Origin of the sequence: Brumimicrobium oceani (genome assembly GCF_003143775.1) — a bacterium.
GTDB classification, from domain to species: Bacteria; Bacteroidota; Bacteroidia; order Flavobacteriales_D; family Crocinitomicaceae; genus Brumimicrobium; species Brumimicrobium oceani.
Map to the genome: position 1 here is coordinate 82159 of NZ_QFRJ01000007.1, position 15557 is coordinate 97715.

12 protein-coding genes are annotated in these 15557 nt (G+C 35.5%); 5 read left to right on the plus strand and 7 right to left on the minus strand.

The features are described 5' to 3' along the window. Positions 1-93 precede the first annotated feature (93 nt). Positions 94-2025 carry a glycosyltransferase family 39 protein gene (locus tag DIT68_RS10040; protein ID WP_109359672.1) on the plus strand — a complete coding sequence of 644 codons (1932 nt, stop codon included), beginning with the start codon at positions 94-96 and terminating at the stop codon, positions 2023-2025. A gap of 9 nt (positions 2026-2034) precedes the next feature. Here the strand turns inward: DIT68_RS10040 and DIT68_RS16695 are convergent, their stop codons facing one another. The 4 genes from DIT68_RS16695 to DIT68_RS10060 all read right to left on the minus strand — a co-directional run bounded on the left by DIT68_RS16695 (position 2035) and on the right by DIT68_RS10060 (position 6042). Beyond that, positions 2035-2181, minus strand: a complete 147-nt coding sequence (locus DIT68_RS16695) for a DUF2281 domain-containing protein (protein WP_109359673.1) — start codon at positions 2179-2181, stop codon at positions 2035-2037. 45 nt (positions 2182-2226) lie between these two features. Beyond that, the gene (locus tag DIT68_RS10050) at positions 2227-2856 is read right to left on the minus strand and encodes a DsbA family oxidoreductase (RefSeq protein WP_109359674.1); all 630 of its coding nucleotides are present in this window, start codon (positions 2854-2856) and stop codon (positions 2227-2229) included. Positions 2857-3130: 274 nt separating this feature from the next. Beyond that, positions 3131-3877, minus strand: a complete 747-nt coding sequence (locus DIT68_RS10055) for a LytR/AlgR family response regulator transcription factor (RefSeq protein ID WP_109359675.1) — start codon at positions 3875-3877, stop codon at positions 3131-3133. A gap of 11 nt (positions 3878-3888) precedes the next feature. Then, on the minus strand, positions 3889-6042 hold the full coding sequence (locus DIT68_RS10060; protein WP_109359676.1) for a tetratricopeptide repeat-containing sensor histidine kinase: 2154 nt from the start codon (positions 6040-6042) through the stop codon (positions 3889-3891). Positions 6043-6459: 417 nt separating this feature from the next. Here DIT68_RS10060 and DIT68_RS10065 point away from each other — a divergent pair, with 417 nt between their 5' ends. Together DIT68_RS10065 and DIT68_RS10070 are read left to right on the plus strand one after the other, a co-directional pair. Continuing rightward, on the plus strand, positions 6460-7299 hold the full coding sequence (locus tag DIT68_RS10065; protein WP_109359677.1) for a universal stress protein: 840 nt from the start codon (positions 6460-6462) through the stop codon (positions 7297-7299). Between the two features lie 50 nt (positions 7300-7349). Continuing rightward, a complete protein-coding gene (locus DIT68_RS10070) occupies positions 7350-8177 on the plus strand; it encodes an FkbM family methyltransferase (protein ID WP_109359678.1) in 828 nt (275 codons plus the stop codon). On the opposite strand, the gene DIT68_RS10075 is transcribed toward DIT68_RS10070, so the two are convergent. Together DIT68_RS10075 and dusB are read right to left on the minus strand one after the other, a co-directional pair. Continuing rightward, complete coding sequence (locus DIT68_RS10075; protein ID WP_109359679.1) at positions 8174-8365, minus strand: YwbE family protein; 192 nt, start codon at positions 8363-8365, stop codon at positions 8174-8176. The genes DIT68_RS10070 and DIT68_RS10075 overlap by 4 nt on opposite strands. A gap of 205 nt (positions 8366-8570) precedes the next feature. Continuing rightward, a complete protein-coding gene (gene dusB / locus DIT68_RS10080; RefSeq protein WP_109359680.1) occupies positions 8571-9566 on the minus strand; it encodes a tRNA dihydrouridine synthase DusB in 996 nt (331 codons plus the stop codon). Between the two features lie 143 nt (positions 9567-9709). On the opposite strand from dusB, the gene DIT68_RS10085 reads away from it, so the two are divergent. Both DIT68_RS10085 and asnB read left to right on the plus strand, forming a co-directional pair. Then, the gene (locus tag DIT68_RS10085; protein ID WP_109359681.1) at positions 9710-10339 is read left to right on the plus strand and encodes a hypothetical protein; all 630 of its coding nucleotides are present in this window, start codon (positions 9710-9712) and stop codon (positions 10337-10339) included. Positions 10340-10390: 51 nt separating this feature from the next. Next, on the plus strand, positions 10391-12229 hold the full coding sequence (gene asnB / locus DIT68_RS10090) for an asparagine synthase (glutamine-hydrolyzing) (RefSeq protein ID WP_109359682.1): 1839 nt from the start codon (positions 10391-10393) through the stop codon (positions 12227-12229). Between the two features lie 604 nt (positions 12230-12833). On the opposite strand, the gene metH is transcribed toward asnB, so the two are convergent. After that, a complete protein-coding gene (gene metH, locus DIT68_RS10100) occupies positions 12834-15518 on the minus strand; it encodes a methionine synthase (protein WP_109359683.1) in 2685 nt (894 codons plus the stop codon). Between the last annotated feature and the right edge of the window lie 39 nt (positions 15519-15557).

Consider the following 15557-nt stretch of genomic DNA (forward strand, 5'->3'; position numbering starts at 1 on the left):
GATGAACCCGCGTCATCCGCGTTCCATTACAGCGCAAATACGGTTAATTTTCAGTAATTTTACATCTATCATAAAATTGTAACCCCGATCTCTATGAAACAAGGCTCAAATCAATGGATTCTCATCGTCATTTTGGTGATTTCTGTTGTTTTAAGAATGTTCAATTTCTCGGAAATTCCGTTTACGCACGATGAATTTAGCGCTTTAGATCGCCTCCATTTCGATTCTTTTTCTGCTTTAATTAACGAAGGAGTTAAAATTGACGGACACCCAGCAGGAGTGCAAGTTTTTCTATTTTATTGGTCAAAAATATTTGGTCTTTCAGAACAAGCACTCAAGTTTCCATTCATCGTTTTTGGAGTTTTGGCGGTTTATTTTACTTATCTCATCGGAAAAAAATGGTTTAATGAAACTGTTGGATTGTTAACTGCTGCAACTGTCGCAACTTTGCAGTATACGGTAATGTTTAGTCAAATTGCGCGACCATATATTAGCGGTTTGTTGTTCTCACTAATGATGGTTTATTACCTCACTAAACTCATCCAAAAACCTGAAAAGAACTTCTATTTGAATGGAGTTTTATTTGTTATTTCTGGAGCATTATGTGCCTACAATCATCATTTTAGTCTGCTTTTCGCTGCAATTGTTGGAATAAGTGGTGCTTTTTTTATAAAAAGAGAATATTTGCTCAAATATTCATTAATGGGAGTCGCGATTTTTGTTTTGTACGTCCCTCATCTTGAGATCTTTTTTTATCAATTGAGTTTAGGCGGTATAGACCAGTGGCTCGCCAAACCGAAGCCTGATTTTTTAATTGGTTTTATCAGTTTCATCTTTAATCATTCTTGGGTTTTTATGCTCACGATTTTAGGAATCGCTTTGGGATTTGTATTCACAAAAAAGTCGGTAAAAATCAACTGGAAGCACTATCTTTTATTTTTTACTTGGTTTTTAATTCCCTTTTTAGTGGGTTATTTTTATTCGGTTTATTTTAGCGCTGTTCTACATTACTCTGTGTTGATTTTTAGCTTCACCTTTATTCTGTTTTTAATCCTTGGTCACTTGCCAAACTGTAAGCCCAAAACGAATCTTATTTTAGTTTCAATTGTTCTTATTGCTGGATGCTATTCATTGATTTTTGAAAGACAGCATTACACTTATTTCTATCAGTCTTGTTACGTTAAAGTGCTTGAGGATTATAAGGAAATAAACGAAAAAGAAGAAAGTGTGCTGTCCATTATTCAATCTGTTGAGCACATCAATGATTACTACACAGAACAATTAGAAATTGATAGAAACTATAAATGGTATGCCGATTTTGAATCGATGAAGGAACTAAAATCATTTATCTCTGAGCGTTTTGATCAATACGACAAACTTTATTTAGGAAGTTTACATAATATAGATCCGGTGGCTATTCCAATCATTATGGAGTATTATCCAAATATGGAAATTGAGAATAATTATTTTGGTGGAGCAACTTATCTTTTCTCGAAGAAAGCTACTCAATCTGGTAATCGCATTTCCACAATTTCTCATTTGGATTTTGAAAAGGATACTGAATCATTTTGGAGTTATGCTCCTCAAAATCTTACGAGTAGAAGCGCTGTTTCCGGACATAAATCTTACTTGATGGATTCCTTAAATGAATGGGGACCCAGCTATGATATTGGGCTTAATGAAATCATGAAAGGCAACTCGAATTTCATTGATTTTTCGGTTCAAGCAAAGTCATTGGAAGATTTTAATGGTGCATTACTGGTGGTGGCATTAGAGGCTGGAGGAGAGTCAATTTACTGGACGGGAATTCCATTGGATGCTTTAAAAACTTCAGACCGTTCAAATTCAGATTGGTCGAAAGCATATGTTACGCTTAAGCTGTCGGATATTTATTTGAATTACAGCGATATAAAGCTGAAAGCCGTGGTTTGGAATAAAAATAAGGGGATGTTTTTACTCGATGATTTTAGTGTGAAGTTGAGAGAGGGAAATGAAGTTGTTTATGGCGTTTTTAATGGCTTTTAGAAGGGTTATTTACCTAAAATCTTTAATCGTGTCATCAAAATATTTTTTCATCTTGAAAAGCCCTTTCCAACTTCCGAATTTTGGAATATTCTTTTCTCCACCATCTTTTGATTGCTTTTTCAGAACCTCTATAAAATCGACTAACTCATCTCCCAAGTAAACTCCCCAATTCCAATCACGCCAGAGCCTTCAGTTTAAATTCTATTCCATCCCTGCCTTCTCCAAAAACTCCATAAAAACTTCCACACTCTGAGCACCAGAAATGGCATATTTCCCATCTTTTACGAAGAACGGAACGCCTTGTACTCCAATACTTCTTGCTTTTTGAATATCAGCTCTTAAATCATCAGAAAATGCATCACTTTGTAGTACGTCCATGCACTTATCTTTAGAGATTCCCACCTTTTCAGCTAATTCTTGTAACGTTGGCGCATCATCTATGTTTTTTCCTTCCTCAAAGTGCGCTTTGAGTAAAAGCTCCTTAACTTCTGCTTGCTTTCCTTCTTTTTTGGCTAAATGTAAAATTCTATGGGCATTAATTGAATTGGCTACAATTGATTTGTCGAAGTCAAAGTTTAATCCTTCGCCTTTTGCCATGGCGGTAACTTGGCCAAACATTTGGTTTACCTGCTCCAAAGACATCCCTTTAGAGTCTGCTAAATGCTGTTGAGCATTTAAACTGGGATCCGTTTTTAAATCAGCGTTAAGTAAAAAGCTTTTGTATTCAATTTCAATATCCTCGAGTTTCAAGGCGGCAATGGCTTTCTCCAATCGGCGTTTTCCAATATAGCAAAAAGGGCACATGACATCACTCCAAATTTCTAACTTCATTTTTTTATCTTTTTCTATTTTGCTTGGTCGGAAACAGACGATTTTTACAAATTGTATAGATTTTGAGAATTATTTTATTTTTATTTCTTTAGGAGATGCCTTAGCATCAGCCGACAAGAAAAAAGATAAGATAAACTCAAGTTGTGTTTCCGCCCAAACACTATTTAATAATTGCGAGTCCCAAAACTGTGAATCCTAACAATTGTCAATAGAATTTGTTTTTTAGGAGTACTGAATTTCATTTTTTACAGGCCCGAGCGTTTGATAATGCAGATTACAAAGAGTCTAGAATTTCCATAAACCTTTCTCTACTTAATCTAGACAATGGGATTTCAGTTCCGTCTTTCATTACAATTGTTCCTCCATCTCCTCTATCGTAACGTTCTAAATAGTTGATGTTAATGATGTGAGATCGATGACAACGTATAAAATCTGGCAAACACAAAGTATCTTCATAATCTTTTAAAGTGCGAGAAGTAAAGACTTTTCGACCATCGTTTAAATGAAAATAAGTATAGTTTCTGTCGGATTGACAATGAACAATATCTTTCACGTCAAAAACGTACATGGAGCTTTTGGTGCGAATAACGATTCTCTTGTTGTTGTGTTTTAGATTATTGACCAAAGCTTCGTATCTCACTGATAGATCAGACTTTGTTTGTATAGCATCAATTGCATTTTCAAGCGCACTTTCCAGTTCTTCTATTTCCACAGGTTTTAAGATGTAATCCAATGCTGAGAATTTTATGGCACGAATAGCAAATTCCTGATGAGCGGTCACGAAAATAATCTGAAAATCTCTGTTTTTTAGTCTATCCAGCAAATCAAACCCGGAACCGTCTGGCATCTGAATATCAAGTAAAACGATATCTGGTTGATGTTTCTGAATTGCCAATAAGCCCGCTTCAACACCATCTGCTTCTTCAACCACCTGCAAAGGGAAATTTGTTTGTGAAACCATTTTATTTAACATTGAGCGCGTGCGTCTTTCATCATCTATAATGATAACCTTGTAGTCCATAAGCGAGTATTTTAATAATTAATTTTAAAGGGCGTTGTAATGGTGACTAGTGTTCCCGTCTCTTTTTCTTGGTTTAAATCTTCAATGCGTAAATATCCTTTACTTTTGTGCTTTTCATTGAGTAATGAAATCCTTCCTTTCGTTAAATCAATGGCCATACTGCGATGATTTTCTGAGTCAGCAGACTTTTTTTTCTTTGAGGAAGCCTTTCTTCCAACACCGTTATCCTCTATGATAAATTTAAATAAATTTCCAACAATTTCATATTTTATTCGGATTAATCCATTATTAACTTTGTCTAAAGCGCCATGTTCAATTGCATTTTCGATGAAAGGTTGAACCAACATGGGAGGTATAAAAACTCTTGCTTGGTCTTCTATTGAATCGCTTTCAATGGTGAAATCAAATCTGTCTTCGAAACGCATTTTCTGAATGACTAAATAACGATTAATAATCTCTATTTCTTTTTCTAAACTAATAAATTCTTTGGCGTTATTTTCTAGCATTAAGCGCATTAGCTTTGAAAAATGCACTAAGAATTTTGAGGAGTTTTTAATGTCTTCATCATAAATATAGCTTTGAATCACAGACATTGCATTAAAAATAAAATGCGGATTCATTTGGGAACGGAGGAGGGTTTGTTGTAATTCTATTTCTCTCTGTTTTTTCTTCAGTTGCTCTTGTTTGTTTTTGTTTTTTATGAGGACAAAAATGGCCACGAAAAGACCAATGGAGACCAAAAGAATAGCTAGAATTAGTTGATTTAGCTTTTTTGAGTAAGTAAGCTTATTTTGAATTAATAAACGTTCGGAGAGTTCTTCTTCCAACTTTTTCTCTTGCTCAATTATTTTTCGCTCCTTCTGCTCCGTTTTAAAAAGTTCACTGAGTTCTGCTACTTTACGATCAGTTTCTTGACTATAAATGCTGTCACTCATTTTTATATATTGTCTGTAGTAAAGATTGGCCTCTTTATGATTTCCTTGTTTATACTTAATTTCGGCATATTTAAAATAGGCTTTATGAAGTGGTAAAACTAGATTTTTATTCTGCCAATAGTTTATCGCTTTTTTAATATAGACTTCAGATTGTTGTAATTGGTTTTTCGATAAGTGTAGCTGAGATATTAAACAGTAGAGCTCGCCTTTTTCTTCATCTCCTGTGGTGATGGCTGAGAATTGCAGACTGAGTTCATAGTTTTTGGCTGCTAAATCAATGTCGCCCTTATCGAAATAAGCTTTTCCAATATTTTTATGGACATTCACCAGCCCTGTATTATATTGAATGTTATAAAAATTGATTAATGATTTTTGATAGTACTGTATACTTTTGCTTAGCTCCTTTTTGGCGTTGTATAGTTCTCCCAAGTAATTGTAAAGTTGACCCGAAACATAATCTATGTTTAGACCTTTAAGTAGTTCCTGAGCTTCTAGAAATGCTTCCTCTGCTTTGTCGAACTGACCTAATTCGAAATGAATGTGTCCTATACTCACCAAATGACTCACAGTATTTGCAGAAAGCTTGTTTTCTTTTGCAAAAGAGATTCCTTTTTGTTGATTTTGAATTGCTTTTTGAAAATCTTCAATTTCTAAATAAAATAATGAGGCAATATCATGAATGGAAGAGGCTAAAGATTTTACATCACTTTGTTTTGCGTATTTGATAGATAAATTAAAGAAGTCTATGATGGATTGCTCATCTATATTCGCCTTACAAGTAGATATGGCATAGAAAACACTTTTTCGTGTCGCATCTTTGTAGTGTTCGATGTTGCCTTTAATTTTTGCGTATTCTTCTTCAGAAATAGTTTCCTTTTTTAAGCATTTTATTATTCCCTCAACCAAAAGTAAATCCTCTTTCTGTAATTCCTGCCCTATGATGTCAAAGGTGTTTTTTGTGCCACCCAATCTGGTATTGTTAAATTGCGTTACAAGCAAGGCAATTTTTCCTTTGTCTGATAATTGTGAAATATAATTCGAACGCTGTTTGATCACTGAATCACACGCCAAAGTATTACTTTGACTCAGATAAGAAATCCAGGAGAGGTAGTGTTTTTCTTTTTCTGCATTGGTCTGTGCATTTACGATTTTTCGTTCATAGTTTATTTCATTGCCTGCGAAAAGTGCAAATGAGATAATTAGAATAAAAGTCGAAATAATGAATTTCATAAATCTAGTGTATAGCTAAAACAGTACTGTCTCCATCGCTTTTATTTCCTTGAGTAAACCGTTTATGGACGGTAACACATTAAGATTAAAACAATTTATATTGTAAATTATTTTTGTTTCTCATCAAGCGCTAAAGACAGTTAGAGCAATGAATGTATAAAAATAAAAGCTTATTTAATGAAAATCACAGAATAAATTAAGCACACTCCATTTTTATCTTCAAAAGGAATAATAATTCACTTGATTTTCGCTTGGGTTAAATGCATGATGCACTGATTATTGTCAGGCCTTCCGAGAGGTTAAAAACTTTTTTATCCGCAAATGTGAATAATTAAAGAAATAATAGGACAAAAACATATTTTGACATTAACTTAGTGTTTTGAATTGACACGGAATTTTTTAGTAAAACAAACTACAATGATTAAAATACTTTTTCCTACAGATTTTTCTGATGCAGCGGAAAACGCCTTCTTTTATGCATTAAATTTAACCCGTAAATTAAATGCGGAATTAGTTTTAGCCCATGTATACAGTTTGCCCGAATTGGGCAGAGCTTTACATAACACTTCAAAAGAGGTATTTGAAATTATGGAAATGGAAAGCCTGGAATCTTTTAAGAAATCAGTTGGAAAATTGCGCTCAAAAGCAGAAGAAAAAGGATATGGCGATGTGGACTTTAAACACCTTATGGCAGAAGGTCAAATTGTTCCTAAAATAATTAATCTGGCTATATTGGAAGAGGCGGATTATATTGTGATGGGAACCACTGGAGCCACAGGATTGAAGGAAGTATTTTTGGGATCTGTAGCCTCGGGTGTTATCGATGGTGCACCTTGTAATGTGTTGAGTATTCCAGAAGAAAGTAGCCCTACAAATTCTATCGATAGAATCGCTTATCTTACCAATTATAAGGATGAGGAAATAGTTTCTTTTAATGAGGTAAATAAATTTGCATCTCATTTTAATGCGGATGTTTGCAGTATCCATTATGAAAAAGATGTAGATGATGTGACATCAGAAAATATGGAAAATTGGAAAAAGAAACTTGGAGTTGATTATGAAGCATTAGACTCTTTTGTGGTTTCTGGCAATAACTTTGAAGAAGCAGTTTGTGAATTATACATCAATCAAAACATCGATATTTTGGCGATTCAACCAAGAAAACGCAACTTTTTCACGCATATATTTAAAAAGAGTATTTCAAAACAAATCGTTCAACGATTAAGTATTCCGCTGTTTACTTTACCTGCAAAGTAAGAGGCTGAGTACTAAACAATGATAGAAATGAGAATTACTAGACGAGTTGAATGAGAATCTTACTGGCTAAAATATTTAAACAAGCTTTTAAATTACAATTCTTTAGAAAAAGATTTTACGGAATTCATCAACGAATTTTTAAACCTTATAAGCTGTTTAAAGGGGTGAAATGTTCTATTGATTATAATGGTTTTACGCTAGATTTGAAATTAGATGATTGGATCCAAGAGAATATTTTCTTTCTTGGAGAATACGAAAAAGCAGAACTTGGTGTATTGGAAAATCACCTAAAACCTGGAGATACTTTTCTTGATTTAGGTGCAAATTTGGGTGTTTTTACCCTTCATGCCTCCAGAATTGTCGGTATAAATGGAAAAGTTATAAGTTTTGAACCTTTTCTAACCAATTATAAGGCTTTAAAAAAACACGCAGAAGTTAATCATTTAACAAATGTAAAAATCGAAAAACTCGCCGTTGGTAGCGAATCAGGTAGAATTACTTTATATCATGACGAAAGCGAAGATAATTTGGGTATGGTGACTGCTAACTATGTGGAAAACGCAGTAAAAGAAGAAGTTGAAGTCGTTTCAATTGATGACTATTTATTGCGGGCTCCAAGCTTAACGATCAATTTTATTAAAATTGACATTGAAGGATTTGAATATTCTACACTTTTGGGCTTGGAGCAAACTTTAAGAAAATTTTATCCAAAAATCCTGATTGAAATTTTAGAAGGAGAGGATGATGGTGCGTCCAAAGAAAAAGTAGAAGGTTTTTTAACTGATTTGGGCTACAAAAAGAACTTTATTTCCGACGAAGGGAAGCTTTCAGAAAGCCCAATTTGCCTAGATCGAAAAAACTATTTGTTTAGCGTTTAAAGAATTTCTTTCACCCTTCCAACTTCACCAGATTCCAAACGAACTTTAATTCCATGAGGATGAGTAGGGGAGCTGGTTAAAAGCTTTTCTACAACTCCTTCAGTTAATTTTCCGCTTCTTTGATCCTTTTTTAGCACTATTTTCACCTCCGCACCAATGTGCACGTTATTGCGATTATTCCCTGACATTTTTATGTGCTTTTGATTCGTATAAAATGATTTACCAATAAAGTAAAGACAGCAATGCATCCCTACAATTCTATACAATGATAGCGCTTTGTTAGCAGTTATGCAAGCGTCCCAAAGTTGTATCCGATTTTTTGCAATCTCAAAACGCAAGCGCCAAGACGAATTGTGAACAAAGCTTATGAAAACAGTTTAGAATAGGGAGGAGCTAAACCAAGAGCTCAACACCTTTAAACTTTTCAGCAACTTCATCTAGCGTATCATAAACCTCATTTAAATCGAATGTGGTGACCAACTTTGTTTTAAAAGCTTTGAAGTGAGGAACGCCTCTAAAATAATTTGAATAATGGCGTTTCATTTCAACAATGGCGAGTTTTTCGCCTTTCCATTTCACACTCATTTCCAAATGCCTTCTGGCTACGTCTACACGTTGTTCCAAAGTTGGAGCGGGTAAATGTTCCCCCGTATTTCTAAAGTGTTTTATTTCATTAAAAATCCATGGATAACCAATCGAGGCGCGTCCAATCATAATACCATCAACGCCATATTTTTCTTTATAAAGAACCGCCTTTTCTGGGGTGTCAATATCGCCATTTCCAAAAACAGGAATATGCATTCTTGGGTTGTTTTTTACATCTGCGATCAAAGACCAATCTGCCTCGCCTTTATACATTTGTTTTCGGGTGCGACCGTGAATAGAAATCCCCTCAATTCCCACGTCTTGTAAGCGTTCGGCAACTTCAACAATGTATTTGGTGTCATCGTCCCAACCCAAACGCGTTTTCACTGTAACAGGCAAAGATGTGCTTTTAACAATTTCCGCGGTCATCTTCACCATTTTAGGAATGTCTTGAAGAATTCCAGCGCCAGAACCTTTACAAGCTACTTTTTTTACCGGACAACCGTAGTTGATATCGATGATATCAGGATTTGTTTTGGCGGTAATTTCTGTGGCTAATTTCATGCTTTCAATATCATTTCCGAAAATCTGAATTCCCACAGGGCGTTCATATTCGAAAATATCTAGCTTTTCTACACTTTTTACAGCGTCTCTAATTAAGCCCTCCGAAGAAATAAACTCCGTGTACATCAAGTCTGCACCATTTTCCTTGCATAAAGCACGAAAAGGCGGGTCGCTTACATCTTCCATCGGAGCAAGCAACAAAGGAAAGTCTCCTAATTCTATATCACGAATTTTTACCATAGCGCTGCAAAATTACGTCTAAGTTTAACAACAGCAAAATACTTTTTGAATTAACAGTTAGAAATGATTAATTTTGAAGCTAGCTTAAAGCGATAATGCTTGTAAATTAAGAGCTAACGGATTAACCCTTTTAAACTAATTCAATGAAACAATACCTGATTTTTCTTGTGTTAATTGCATTCATTGTTTCTTCTTGTGACAAAGTGAAGGAGCTTAAAGATGAAATATCTTCTCATAAATACAGTCCGCAATTGGTACTAAAGCCTGTGGATAGCTTGTCTCGTATTTATTCTCCGCATTGCTCAGAATTAATCCCTTTTCCTCTAGATTCAGCTGAGTCTTTGGAAATAGATGTGGATAATGATGGTTTAAAAGATTTCAAATTCACTTACACTACCCATTATGAATTCGTAAGTTCAGTAGATTCCTGCGAGAATCACAATTCAAGTATCCTCATGGAAGCTATTGGTTTGGAAAATAAAATTATTGTAAAAGAAGAGGCGATGAATCAAGTGAGGGTTTTGGCGCAGGATGACTTGATTAGTAACACAAGCTCCGTTTCCAGTAATGCATTCATATTTCTAGAAGATGCAGAAGTAGCGGAAGATGTTGTACTGGAATCGGGTAATAAGTTCATCGGAGTTAGGCTTTCTTCGAATCGAATGGGATGGATTAAAGTTTATCATGATAGATCGATATTTAAGTTTACGGTGCTTCAAAATGCTTATAATAGTAACTTTCATTTAGACATCAAAGCAGGTCAAACGAAGTAATTAATCCTTCATTTATTTCAATGGCTCAAGCTCCTAATCAATAATTATATCATGTGTGGAATAACCGGAATTGTTAACAGAAGAGCAAAGGTAGATAAAGGTCAGCTCTGTAAAATGACCGATACAATTGCTCACCGTGGACCAAATGCAGATGGTGTATTTGTGAATGATTTCAAAACTTGCGGATTAGGTCACCGAAGATTAAGTATTCTTGATTTGTCGGATGCAGCAAACCAACCTATGCATTCGAAATGTGGGAAGTATTCGCTCGTTTACAATGGTGAACTCTACAATTTTAAGGAAATCAGAGGGATTTTGAAAAACGATGGAGTGGAGTTTTCTACCTCTTCTGATACTGAAGTAATTCTAAATGCTTTTATCGCTTGGGGTCCAGAATGTGTCGAGAAATTTAATGGAATGTTTGCTTTTGCTATTTGGAATGATGAAAAGGAAGAGCTTTTTATTTTTCGGGATCGATTAGGTATTAAACCGCTCTATTATTCTTGGGATGAAGAAACGCTCTATTTTTCTTCTGAACTTAAGAGCATTGCGCCATTTGTTAATCAAAAGGAGTGGAACGAAGCAGCTATTCAGCATTATTTTAGATTAGGTTATATTCCTGCGCCACACACCATTTATAAAGCGGTAAATAAACTAGAAGAAGGCGCATATATTCAATTGAATAAAGCTGATTTTCTGATAAAAAAGTACTGGAAAATAGAAGATAAAGTGAAAAAGGAGCTTATTTCTGATGAAAAAGCAGCCAAAAGACAATATCATGACTTATTAAAATCTAGTGTAGAATACAGACTTCAGTCCGATGTTCCTTTTGGTGTTTTTTTAAGTGGAGGAATAGATTCTTCAACCGTTGCTGCCGTAGCACAGTCAATTTCCGATCAGCAAATTTCTACTTTTTCTATCGGATTTGAAGAGGCGTCTTTTAATGAAAGTGAGTATGCCAAAAAAGTAGCAAACCACTTAGGGACAAAGCATCACGAATTTGTTTTATCGCATAAAGATGTTCAAGATTTAATTCCTAAAATTCCTCTTTGGTATGATGAGCCATTTGCTGATGCCTCTGCTTTTCCCACTTTCTTGGTTTCTAAAATGGCCAGTGAACAGGTAACTATGGTGCTTACTGGTGATGGAGGAGATGAGCAGTTTATGGGATATGGAATGTACACTTGGGCCGACCGATTAACCACTTTGAAAACCATACGCTGGGTGATTAAAACTGGGCTTTCTCTTTCTCCTAAAATAAATAACAATAGAGCAAGTCAGTATTTTGATTTTAAAGAAGACGAGCACCTTCCTACTCATATTTTCTCTGTAGACCAGGGTTTGTATTCGGCGAGAAGTCTGAAAAATCACTTTTCCTTTTCTAATGATTACGCGCCCTTGTTGTTGGACAAAACAAATAGAAGGTTATTGGTGAGTGAAAGTCAATCTTTTCACGATTTAAAATATTATTTACCAGGCGATTTGCTCACTAAAGTTGATAGAGCAACAATGCAAAATAGCCTTGAGGCGAGGGTTCCTCTCTTAGACCATCGCTTGGTAGAATTTTCGTTAAATCTGGATGAGAAACTCAAACGAAAAAACGGAAGCAGCAAGTATTTATTAAAACAAGTGCTCTGCGAATACGCACCAAAAGAAATTTTTGAACGACCAAAATGGGGCTTCGGTATTCCATTAAATTTATGGTTGAGTAATGAGTTAAAGCCCCTTCTAGATCAGTATGTGAATAAGGACGTTCTGGAAAAATATGACTTCTATAGAGTTGAAGAAATCTTGAAATTGAAAAAAGAATATTTAGCGGGCAAAACATATCTCTTCAATCAATTGTGGTTGATTGTTGTTTTTAATATGTGGGCAGAAAGCAGAGTATGATTTCACAGTGCTCTGCAGTAAGTGTATTGAATAACACTTGCGCATTATTATGCTTAGCCCAGTTTTAAATTTCGTCCGTTTTTTCCCTTTCTTACGCTTCTTAAACTTACTGGTTAGTTGCTTTATTTATTAAATGCTTATCCGATACTTTACTAGTAAATACATCTAATCAATGATGTGATTAAGCGGTGAACCGACAAGATCCTTCGCAAATTTCTATTTTCAACAAATTGAAAAAGAAATTTTCTTCAGGATGACATTAGGCTAGGGGCATATTTCAAAGGAGAGGGAAAAAACAAAAGCGCCAGAGCGCTTTTGTTTTTTCCCTCTCCTTTGCCCCACCAATTTCCACAACTGTCATCCTGATCATTGTTGAAAATTATGATTTTCAACAATGGAAGGATCTTGTCAAATTTAAGAGAAAACCGTTTTCTATTGTAATTTATTGAACTGCTGGTAAAGTTCCCGACAAGCATTATTTATTATTTTACGCGTCAAGCAATTGTTTAGAAATGGTTTAATCCAGTAAGCTTAGTTCGTTTTTAAGGTGGGCTGCTTCAGCCAATTTGTTCCTTACAGACTTATTCAACAGCATTTACTTGAACTAATAACTGAGATTAGAGCCCAGCCATTTTTCCATTTCCTCAGTGCTTTTTCCTTTTCGCGCTGCTATGCTTTCTACTTGTTCTTTAGTAATTTTCCCAACCCCAAAGTACTTGGCTTCTGGATGTCCAAAATACCACCCCGCAACTGCAGCAGTAGGATACATTGCCATGTGTTCGGTTAGTTTCAAACTGGTGTGTTCTGTGGCGTTTAAAATTCTAAACAAGCCAGGTTTTTCTGTGTGGTCCGGACATGCTGGATAGCCAGGTGCTGGTCGAATACCTTTGTATTTTTCTCGAATTAAGGCCTCATTATCCAAGTTTTCCTCTGGTGAATAGCCCCAGAACTCTTTTCTTACTCTGGCATGAAGTAATTCTGCAAAAGATTCCGCTAATCTGTCGGCTAATGCTTGCAATAGAATGGCGTTATAGTCGTCATGGTCATCTTTAAATCTTTGTACATGCTTTTCTATGCCAATACCAGCAGTTACTGCGAATCCGCCAATGTAATCCTTAATTCCTGTGTCTTTTGGTGCAATAAAATCTGCTAAGGCAATATTATGAGCTTTCTTAGATTTTTTCAATTGTGAGCGCAATGAACGTTGGGTGTAGAGGACTTTTTTTCTACTTTCGTCTGTGTAGATTTCAATATCGTCGTCATTGATTGAGTTTGCAGGAAATAGACCATAAACTCCTTTGGCTTGAAGCCATTTTTCATTTACTATCTTCTTTAGCATATTTTTGGCATCAACAAAGAGCTTAGTTGCTGCCTCACCAACAATTTCGTCCTCTAGAATAGCAGGGAATTTACCTGCTAGCTCCCACGTCTGGAAAAAAGGTGTCCAATCGGTGTATTCCAATATTTCATTTATGTCGTAGTCTTGAAAGCTATATACACCAAGTTGATTGGGTACTTTAATATCACTTTGCTTCCATTCTATAGGGAATTTATTTTGACGTGCCTCTTTTAGTGATATGTAAGATTTGCGTGCATTGTTTTTTTCATGATGGTCACGAAGTTTCTTGTATTCTTCTTTAATGTTGGAGACAAAAATATCACGTTTATTTCCCAATAAGCTTTCAACTGCGGTTACAGAGCGTGAAGCATCTAAAATATGAACGGTTTGATTTTTAGTATAAAACTGTTCTATTTTTACGGCGGTATGCACCCGAGAGGTTGTAGCACCACCAATGAGCAAAGGAATACTGATGTCAGCACGTTCCATTTCTTTGGCAACGGTTACCATTTCATCTAGGGATGGTGTTATTAAACCACTTAGACCAATGGCATCGGCATTTACTTCAATTGCGGTTTGAATGATTTTCTCTGCAGGAACCATGACGCCTAAATCGATTACTTCATAATTGTTGCAACCCAATACAACGCCAACGATGTTTTTACCAATATCATGGACATCTCCTTTGACCGTAGCCATCACGATTTTCCCATTGGGCTTATCATCTTCTTGTTTGTCAGCTTCAATATAAGGCAATAGATAAGCAACAGCCTTTTTCATTACACGTGCAGATTTAACGACTTGTGGTAAAAACATCTTTCCACTTCCGAATAAATCACCTACTACGTTCATTCCATCCATTAATGGGCCTTCAATGACTTCGATTGGACGTTTATACTTTTGGCGACATTCTTCTGTATCTTCCTCTATAAATTCTGTTATTCCTTTTACGAGTGCGTGTGACAATCTCTTTTGAACAGTTTGTTCTCTCCAGCTTAAATCGACAAGTTTTTCTTTTTTTTTACCTGTGAAATTTTCTGCAAAATCCAACAACCTTTCAGTGGCATCATTTCTTCTATTCAGTAAAACGTCTTCAACTTTTTCCAGCAGTTCTTTGTCTATGTCATCATATACACCAAGCAAAGCAGGGTTTACAATCCCCATATTCATTCCTTTCTGAATGGCGTGATATAGAAAAGCAGAGTGCATTGCCTCTCGAACAGCATTATTTCCTCTGAAGGAAAAGGAGACATTAGAAACTCCTCCTGATACACTTGCTCCTGGTAGATTTTTTCGAATCCACTCTGTTGCATTGAAAAAATCTAAAGCATTATTCCTATGTTCTTCCATTCCTGTTCCAACAGGAAAAATGTTTGGATCAAAAATGATGTCTTGCGGTGGGAAATTCGCTTTTTCAACTAAAATATCATAAGAACGTTTGCAAATTTCAATTCTCCTTTCATAATTGTCCGCCTGACCTACTTCATCAAATGCCATAACAATTACTGCAGCTCCCAAGCGCTTCACAATTTTGGCTCTTTCAATAAACAATTCTTCTCCATCTTTTAGAGAGATAGAATTTACAACTCCTTTTCCTTGTATACACTTTAAGCCCGCCTCTATAATTTCCCATTTAGAAGAATCTACCATTATAGGTACTCTAGCAATGTCTGGCTCCGAGGCAATTAGGTTTAAGAAGCGAATCATAGCTTCCTTTCCGTCTATCATTCCTTCGTCCATGTTTACATCGATAATCTGAGCACCACCTTGAACCTGGTCTAGAGCAACCTCAAGTGCTTCCTCGTATTTATCTTCTTTGATTAAACGCAAGAATTTCTTAGATCCTGTCATGTTTGTACGTTCACCTATGTTGATAAAGTTGGACTCAGGTGTAACAACCAAAGGTTCTAAACCTGAGAGTTTTAATGGAGGAAGTGTTTTGCTGTTCATTTTATAATATTTTTGGACTTTTTTCAATGGGAAAGTGAA

Bases quoted from the DNA above. Each gene is read 5' to 3' on its own strand.
- DIT68_RS10040 (WP_109359672.1), top strand. From the start codon at position 94: ATGAAACAAGGCTCAAATCAATGGATTCTCATCGTCATTTTGGTGATT.
- DIT68_RS10050 (WP_109359674.1), bottom strand. From the start codon at position 2,856: ATGAAGTTAGAAATTTGGAGTGATGTCATGTGCCCTTTTTGCTATATT.
- DIT68_RS10055 (WP_109359675.1), bottom strand. From the start codon at position 3,877: ATGGACTACAAGGTTATCATTATAGATGATGAAAGACGCACGCGCTCA.
- DIT68_RS10060 (WP_109359676.1), bottom strand. From the start codon at position 6,042: ATGAAATTCATTATTTCGACTTTTATTCTAATTATCTCATTTGCACTT.
- DIT68_RS10065 (WP_109359677.1), top strand. From the start codon at position 6,460: ATGATTAAAATACTTTTTCCTACAGATTTTTCTGATGCAGCGGAAAAC.
- DIT68_RS10070 (WP_109359678.1), top strand. From the start codon at position 7,350: ATGAGAATCTTACTGGCTAAAATATTTAAACAAGCTTTTAAATTACAA.
- DIT68_RS10075 (WP_109359679.1), bottom strand. From the start codon at position 8,365: ATGTCAGGGAATAATCGCAATAACGTGCACATTGGTGCGGAGGTGAAA.
- dusB (WP_109359680.1), bottom strand. From the start codon at position 9,566: ATGGTAAAAATTCGTGATATAGAATTAGGAGACTTTCCTTTGTTGCTT.
- DIT68_RS10085 (WP_109359681.1), top strand. From the start codon at position 9,710: ATGAAACAATACCTGATTTTTCTTGTGTTAATTGCATTCATTGTTTCT.
- asnB (WP_109359682.1), top strand. From the start codon at position 10,391: ATGTGTGGAATAACCGGAATTGTTAACAGAAGAGCAAAGGTAGATAAA.
- metH (WP_109359683.1), bottom strand. From the start codon at position 15,518: ATGAACAGCAAAACACTTCCTCCATTAAAACTCTCAGGTTTAGAACCT.